The organism is Cryobacterium sp. RTC2.1, assembly GCF_035018685.1.
In the GTDB taxonomy this organism is placed as follows: Bacteria; Actinomycetota; Actinomycetes; order Actinomycetales; family Microbacteriaceae; genus Cryobacterium; species Cryobacterium glucosi.
Window position 1 is genome coordinate 22,935 of sequence record NZ_JASJXJ010000030.1, and the last position, 6,693, is coordinate 29,627.

Here is a 6,693-nt window from a genome sequence, read left to right on the forward strand (position 1 = left end):
CACTACATGCCTGAGATCGATCTGAAACCGCGTAGTCGCGACGTCACCGACGGAATCGAAGCCACGACCTCCCGCGGAATGCTCCGTGCCGTCGGGATGGGCGACGCGGACTGGGACAAACCCCAGATCGGCATCGCGAGTTCCTGGAACGAGATCACACCGTGCAACCTGTCCCTCGACCGCCTCGCGCAGGCGGCCAAGGAGGGCGTGCACTCCGGTGGCGGCTATCCGCTGCAGTTCGGCACCATCTCCGTCTCCGACGGCATCTCGATGGGCCATGAGGGCATGCACTTCTCCCTCGTCTCCCGAGAGGTCATCGCGGACTCCGTCGAGGTCGTCATGCAGGCCGAGCGCCTCGACGGCTCCGTGCTGCTCGCCGGCTGCGACAAGTCCCTGCCCGGCATGCTGATGGCCGCTGCCCGGCTCGATCTCGCGAGTGTCTTCCTCTACGCGGGCTCGATCGCGCCCGGCTGGGTCAAGCTCTCGGACGGCACCGAAAAAGACATCACCATCATCGACTCGTTCGAGGCCGTCGGCGCCGTCAAGGCCGGGCGGATGTCCGTGGCCGACGCCAAGCGGATCGAGTGCGCCTTCGCCCCCGGCGAGGGTGCCTGCGGCGGCATGTACACCGCGAACACCATGGCGAGCGTCGCAGAAGCCCTCGGCATGAGCCTTCCGGGATCCGCGTCCCCCGCCTCGGCCGACCGCCGCCGCGACTACTACGCGCACCGCTCCGGCGAGGCCGTCGTCAACCTCCTGCGCCTCGGCATCACGGCCAGGGACATCCTCACCCGCAAGGCCTTCGAGAATGCGATCGCCGTCGCCATGGCCTTCGGCGGCTCCACGAACGTGGTGCTGCACCTGCTCGCCATCGCCCGCGAGGCCGAGGTCGAACTGAGCCTCGACGACTTCAACGTGATCGGCGACATGGTTCCGCACATCGGCGATCTGAAGCCGTTCGGCAAGTACGTCATGAACGACGTCGACCGCCACGGCGGGGTGCCCGCCGTGATGCGCGCCCTGCTCGAGGCCGGCCTCATCCACGGGGACGCCCTCACCGTCACCGGGAAGACCGTCGCAGAGAACCTCGCGGAGATCGACCCGCCCGACCTCGACGGCGAGGTGCTCCGCACGCTCGACAACCCGATCCACAAGAGCGGCGGCATCACCATCCTCAAGGGCTCGATGGCGCCGGAGGGCGCTGTCGTCAAGACCGCCGGCTTCGACAGTGACGTGTTCACCGGACCCGCCCGCGTCTTCGAGCGCGAGCGCGCGGCGATGGACGCCCTCACCGAGGGCACCATCGAAAAGGGCGACGTCGTCGTCATCCGCTACGAAGGCCCCAAGGGAGGCCCCGGCATGCGCGAGATGCTCTCGATCACCGCGGCCATCAAGGGCGCCGGGCTCGGTGCCGATGTACTACTGTTAACGGACGGCAGATTCTCAGGCGGCACAACCGGACTGTGTATCGGCCACATAGCACCCGAAGCGGTGGACGCAGGTCCGATCGCCTTCGTGCGCGATGGTGATCTCATACGGGTCGATATCGCAGCTCGCACGCTCGACCTACTGGTCGACCCTGAAGAGCTCGACGCCCGACGAGTCGGCTGGGCGCCTCTCCCTCCGCGCTACACCCGCGGCGTGCTCGCCAAGTACACGAAGCTCGTGCAATCGGCGGCCGTTGGCGCCGTCACGGGGTAGCGCTCACCATTCGTACTCGACCTTAGGGACCTGAATCAATGACCGCGGAACAGAACCCCGTGCCATCACCCACGCCCTCGCCGACCTCGGCCGCCACGTCGTCCGCCGCGGCGACGGCCGCGGCAGCATCCGGTGAGCCCGAACTCCTCACCGGTTCCGGTGCGATCATCCGCACCCTCGAACTGCTCGGCGTGACGGATGTCTTCGGCCTGCCCGGCGGCGCCGTCATCCCGCTCTACGACGAGCTGATGACCCAGGACGCCATCCGGCACATCCTGGTGCGCCACGAGCAGGGCGCCGGCCACGCTGCGGAGGGCTACGCCTCGGCGAGCAACCGCGTCGGCGTCGCCATCGCGACCTCAGGCCCCGGCGCCACGAACCTCGTCACGGCGATCGCGGACGCATACATGGACTCGGTGCCGATCCTGTGCATCACCGGCCAGGTCTTCTCGACGCTGATGGGCACGGATGCCTTCCAGGAGGCCGACATCGTCGGCATCACGATGCCGATCACGAAACACTCGTTCCTCGTCAAGCGCCCGGAAGACGTTCCCGGTGCGATCGCATCCGCCTACCTGATCGCCTCGACCGGCCGGCCAGGCCCTGTGCTCGTCGACATCACCAAGGACGCCCAGCAGAAGACGGCGCCGTTCATCTGGCCGCCGAAGATCGACCTGCCCGGCTATCGTCCGATCACCAAGGCCCACGGCAAGCAGGTGCAGGCGGCAGCCCAGTTGCTCGCCGATGCGAAGAAGCCCGTGCTGTACGTCGGCGGCGGCGTCATCCGCGCCCGCGCATCCGCCGAGCTCCTCGCCTTCGCCGAACTCACCGGCACGCCCGTCGTCACGACGCTGATGGCCCGTGGCGCCTTCCCGGACTCGCACGACCAGCACCTCGGCATGCCGGGCATGCACGGCACCGTTCCCGCCGTGCTGTCCCTGCAGGAGGCCGACCTGATCATCGCGCTCGGCGCCCGCTTCGACGACCGGGTCACCGGGAAGGTCAGCGAGTTCGCGCCGCACGCCACGATCGTGCACGTCGACGTCGACCCCGCGGAAATCTCCAAGATCCGCACCGCAGACGTGCCCATCGTCGGAGACGCCAAGGACGTGCTCGCCGACCTGACCGTCGCCTTCTCCGCGGTGCTCAAGACCACCACCCCGGACTTCACCGAGTGGTGGAGCTACCTGAACGGTCTCCGCGAGGAGTTCCCGCTCGGCTACTCCGAGCCGACGGACGGCCTGCTCGCCCCGCAGTACGTGATCAAGCGCATCGGTGAACTGACCGGGCCGGAGGGCGTCTACGCCGCCGGCGTCGGCCAGCACCAGATGTGGGCGGCCCAGTACATCAAGTACGAGCGCCCCAACTCCTGGCTCAACTCGGGCGGTGCCGGCACGATGGGCTACTCCGTTCCCGCGGCGATGGGCGCCAAGGTCGCAGAACCCGACCGGGTGGTCTGGTCGATCGACGGTGACGGATGCTTCCAGATGACCAACCAGGAACTCGCGACCTGCACGATCAACAACATCCCCATCAAGGTCGCGATCATCAACAACTCCTCGCTCGGCATGGTGCGCCAGTGGCAGACCCTGTTCTACGACGGTCGGCACTCCTTCACCGACCTGAACACCGGGCACGGCTCGGCGATGGTGCCCGACTTCGTGAAGCTCGCCGAGGCGTATGGTGCGCTCGGCATCCGCGTCACGAGCGCGGACCAGGTCGACGACGCGATCAAGCTCGCCCTCGCGACGAACGACCGCCCGGTCGTGATCGACTTCGTCGTGAGCCGCGATGCGATGGTCTGGCCGATGGTGCCCCAGGGCGTCAGCAACAGTTACGTGCAGTACGCGAAAGACCACGCACCGACCTGGGGAGAGGAGTAAGCCCATGAGTTCCCATGTCCTGAGCCTCCTCGTCGAGGACAAGCCCGGCCTGCTGACCCGCGTCGCCGGCCTCTTCGCCCGGCGCGGCTTCAACATCGAAAGCCTCGCGGTCGGCCACACCGAGATCCCCGGCCTGTCGCGGATCACCATCCTCGTCGACGTCGAGGACCTCCCGCTCGAGCAGGTCACGAAGCAGCTCAACAAGCTGATCAACGTGATCAAGATCGTCGAGCTCGACCCCGCGCAGTCCGTGCAGCGCGAGCACCTGCTGGTCAAGGTGCGTGCGGACAACACGACGAGGTCCCAGGTGCTCGAAGCCGTCACGCTGTTCCGTGCGCGGGTCGTCGACGTCGCCCCTGACTCCGTCGTGATCGAGGTGACCGGGGATTCCGGCAAGACCCAGGCGCTGCTGCGCGTGCTCGAGCCCTACGGGATCAAGGAAATCGCACAGTCCGGACTGCTCGCCATCGGCCGCGGGTCCAAATCGATCACCGAACGCGTGTTCAAGAGCTAGCGTCCGCCCCTCACCCCCTTTCTTCACCGACCTTTCTTCACCAAACAACTAGGAGATAACCACTCGTGTCTGAGATTTACTACGACAAAGACGCTGACCTGTCGATCATCCAGGGCAAGAAGGTAGCCGTCATCGGTTACGGCTCGCAGGGACACGCGCATGCCCAGAACCTCCGCGACTCGGGTGTCGAGGTCGTCATCGGCCTGAAGGATGGCTCGAAGTCGAAGGCCAAGGCCGAAGAGGTCGGCTTCACCGTCCTCAGCACCGCCGAGGCAGCCAAGTGGGCCGACGTCATCGTCATCCTCGCGCCCGACCAGGTGCAGCGTCACCTCTACGCCGCTGACGTGCTTCCGAACCTCGCGGCCGGAAAGGCGCTCGTCTTCGGACACGGGTTCAACATCCGCTTCGGCTACATCACCGCACCGGAGGGCGTCGACGTCGTCATGGTCGCCCCCAAGGGACCCGGCCACACCGTGCGTCGCGAATTCGAGGCCGGCCGTGGCGTACCCGTCATCGTCGCCGTCGAGAAGGATGCGACCGGCAATGCCTGGCCGCTGACTCTCAGCTACGCGAAGGCGATCGGCGGGCTCCGTGCCGCCGGCATCAAGACCACCTTCACCGAAGAGACCGAGACCGACCTGTTCGGCGAGCAGGCCGTGCTCTGCGGCGGCGTCTCGCAGCTCATCCAGTACGGCTTCGAGACCCTGACCGAGGCCGGTTACCAGCCGCAGGTCGCCTACTTCGAGGTGCTGCACGAGCTCAAGCTCATCGTCGACCTGATGTGGGAGGGCGGCATCGCCAAGCAGCGCTGGAGCGTCTCCGACACCGCGGAATACGGCGACTACGTCTCCGGCCCGCGCGTGATCGACCCGCACGTCAAGGAGAACATGAAGGCCGTTCTCGCCGACATCCAGAGCGGCGCGTTCGCCGAGCGTTTCATCGCCGACCAGGACGCCGGAGCACCCGAGTTCCTCGCTCTCCGCAAGAAGGGCGAAGAGCACCCGATCGAGGCCACCGGCCGCGAGCTGCGCAAGCTCTTCGCGTGGAACGCCTCGAACGACGACGACTACGTCGACGGCGAAGCCGCCCGCTAACCACCGCATCGCGCACGACGCACCGCGCACCGCACCATGAACGGCGGGGCTCCTCTACCCGAGGAGCCCCGCCGTTCGTCGTAACGCCCCGCAGGGTCAGTGCTCGGTGAGGACGGCCTCTTCAGCCTCCTCGAAGGCCAGGTCGGGCGGCGAAATCCGGAAGCCCCTGGTCAGGATGGCGAGCACGACGACGCCCACGCCGAGCCAGGTGAGGCCGAGCGTGATCGCGTTCACGTCGAGCTTGGTGAGCAGCCATGCATCGATGACGGCTCCGATCGCGGGCACGACCACGTACAGCCACACGTTGTGGTGCCGGCCGGCCCTGCGCTCGCGGATGAAGAAGGCGATCACGGCGAGGTTCACGAACGTGAACGCGGTGAAGGCGCCGAAGTTGATGAACGATGTCGAGGTTGCCACGTCGAGGAACAGGGCGATGAGGCCGACGGCTCCTGTGATGATGATGCTGATCACGGGCGTGCGGTAGCGCTCGCTGATGGTGCCGAAGATTCGGCGGGGGAGGACGCCATCGCGGCCCATCGCGTAGAGAAGACGGGCTCCTCCGGCCTGGGCGGCGAGCCCGGAGGCGAACTGGCCGAGCACGAGCCCGGCGATGAAGATCGCGCCGAACACGTTGCCGCCTATGGTGAGAGCGATGTCGAAGGCGGCGGACGACACGTTCTCGAAGACGCCGCCCGGCTGGACGAGTGTCGTCGTGTACGCCACGACGATGAAGATCGCTCCGCCGATCAGGGCGATGAGCATGATCGCGCGCGGCATGGTCTTCCGCGGGTTGATCGTCTCCTCTGTCAGCGTCGTGACGGCGTCGAAACCGAGGAAGGAGTATGCGGCGATCGCGGCCCCTGCGGAGATGCCGGTGAGGCTCGCCGTGTCGTTGAAGAACGGCGTGGAGCTGAAGAGGGCAAGCGGGCCGGAGTTCGTGAGGACGGAGCCGATCGAGAGGGCCACGAAGAGCACGATCACGAGCACCTGGAAGGCCATCAGGATGTAGTTCGCCTTCTGTGCCACCCGGATCCCGATGATGTTGAGCGCGGTCGTCGCGAGGATGAACCCGAGGATCCAGATCCACCCGGGCACGTCGGGGAATTGAGCGCCGAGGTACGCGCCACCGATCAGCCAGATCACCATCGGCAGGAAGAGATAGTCGAGAAGGACGGCCCAGCCGACGAGGAAACCGACGCGGGAGTCGATCGCGCGGCGCACGTAGCTGTATGCCGACCCCGCGACCGGGTACGCGGCGGCCATCCGCCCATAGCTCGATGCGGTGAAGAGCATCGCGACGAGGGCCACGAGGTAGGCGGCGGGCGTGGCGCCGCCGGTGACCTCGGCGACGATGCCGAAGATCCCGAGCACGATGATCGGCGTCATATAGGCGAGGCCGAAGATTACGACAGAGGAGAGCGTGAGAGAACGAGTGAGGGTGGGACTGGGGTGCGTTGGCGTAACCCTGTCTCTTATACACATCTCCGAGCCCACGAGACGG

The 6,693-nt window shown here is 66.8% G+C and carries 5 protein-coding genes; 4 read left to right on the top strand and 1 reads right to left on the bottom strand.

All coding sequences use genetic code 11. From position 1 onward, the window contains the following. Positions 1-6: 6 nt before the first annotated feature. From ilvD to ilvC, 4 genes are all read left to right on the top strand, one after another. Positions 7-1,701, top strand: coding sequence for a dihydroxy-acid dehydratase (gene ilvD, locus QN357_RS06095; RefSeq protein WP_322135587.1), 1,695 nt, complete (start codon positions 7-9; stop codon positions 1,699-1,701). 38 nt (positions 1,702-1,739) lie between these two features. Next, positions 1,740-3,584, top strand: a complete 1,845-nt coding sequence (locus QN357_RS06100) for an acetolactate synthase large subunit (protein WP_134447363.1) — start codon at positions 1,740-1,742, stop codon at positions 3,582-3,584. Positions 3,585-3,588: 4 nt separating this feature from the next. Next, a complete protein-coding gene (ilvN, locus tag QN357_RS06105) occupies positions 3,589-4,098 on the top strand; it encodes an acetolactate synthase small subunit (RefSeq protein ID WP_134447365.1) in 510 nt (169 codons plus the stop codon). 65 nt (positions 4,099-4,163) lie between these two features. Next, positions 4,164-5,192, top strand: coding sequence for a ketol-acid reductoisomerase (gene ilvC, locus QN357_RS06110; RefSeq protein WP_134447367.1), 1,029 nt, complete (start codon positions 4,164-4,166; stop codon positions 5,190-5,192). 96 nt (positions 5,193-5,288) lie between these two features. Here the strand turns inward: ilvC and QN357_RS06115 are convergent, their stop codons facing one another. Beyond that, positions 5,289-6,674, bottom strand: coding sequence for an APC family permease (locus QN357_RS06115; RefSeq protein ID WP_323504677.1), 1,386 nt, complete (start codon positions 6,672-6,674; stop codon positions 5,289-5,291). Between the last annotated feature and the right edge of the window lie 19 nt (positions 6,675-6,693).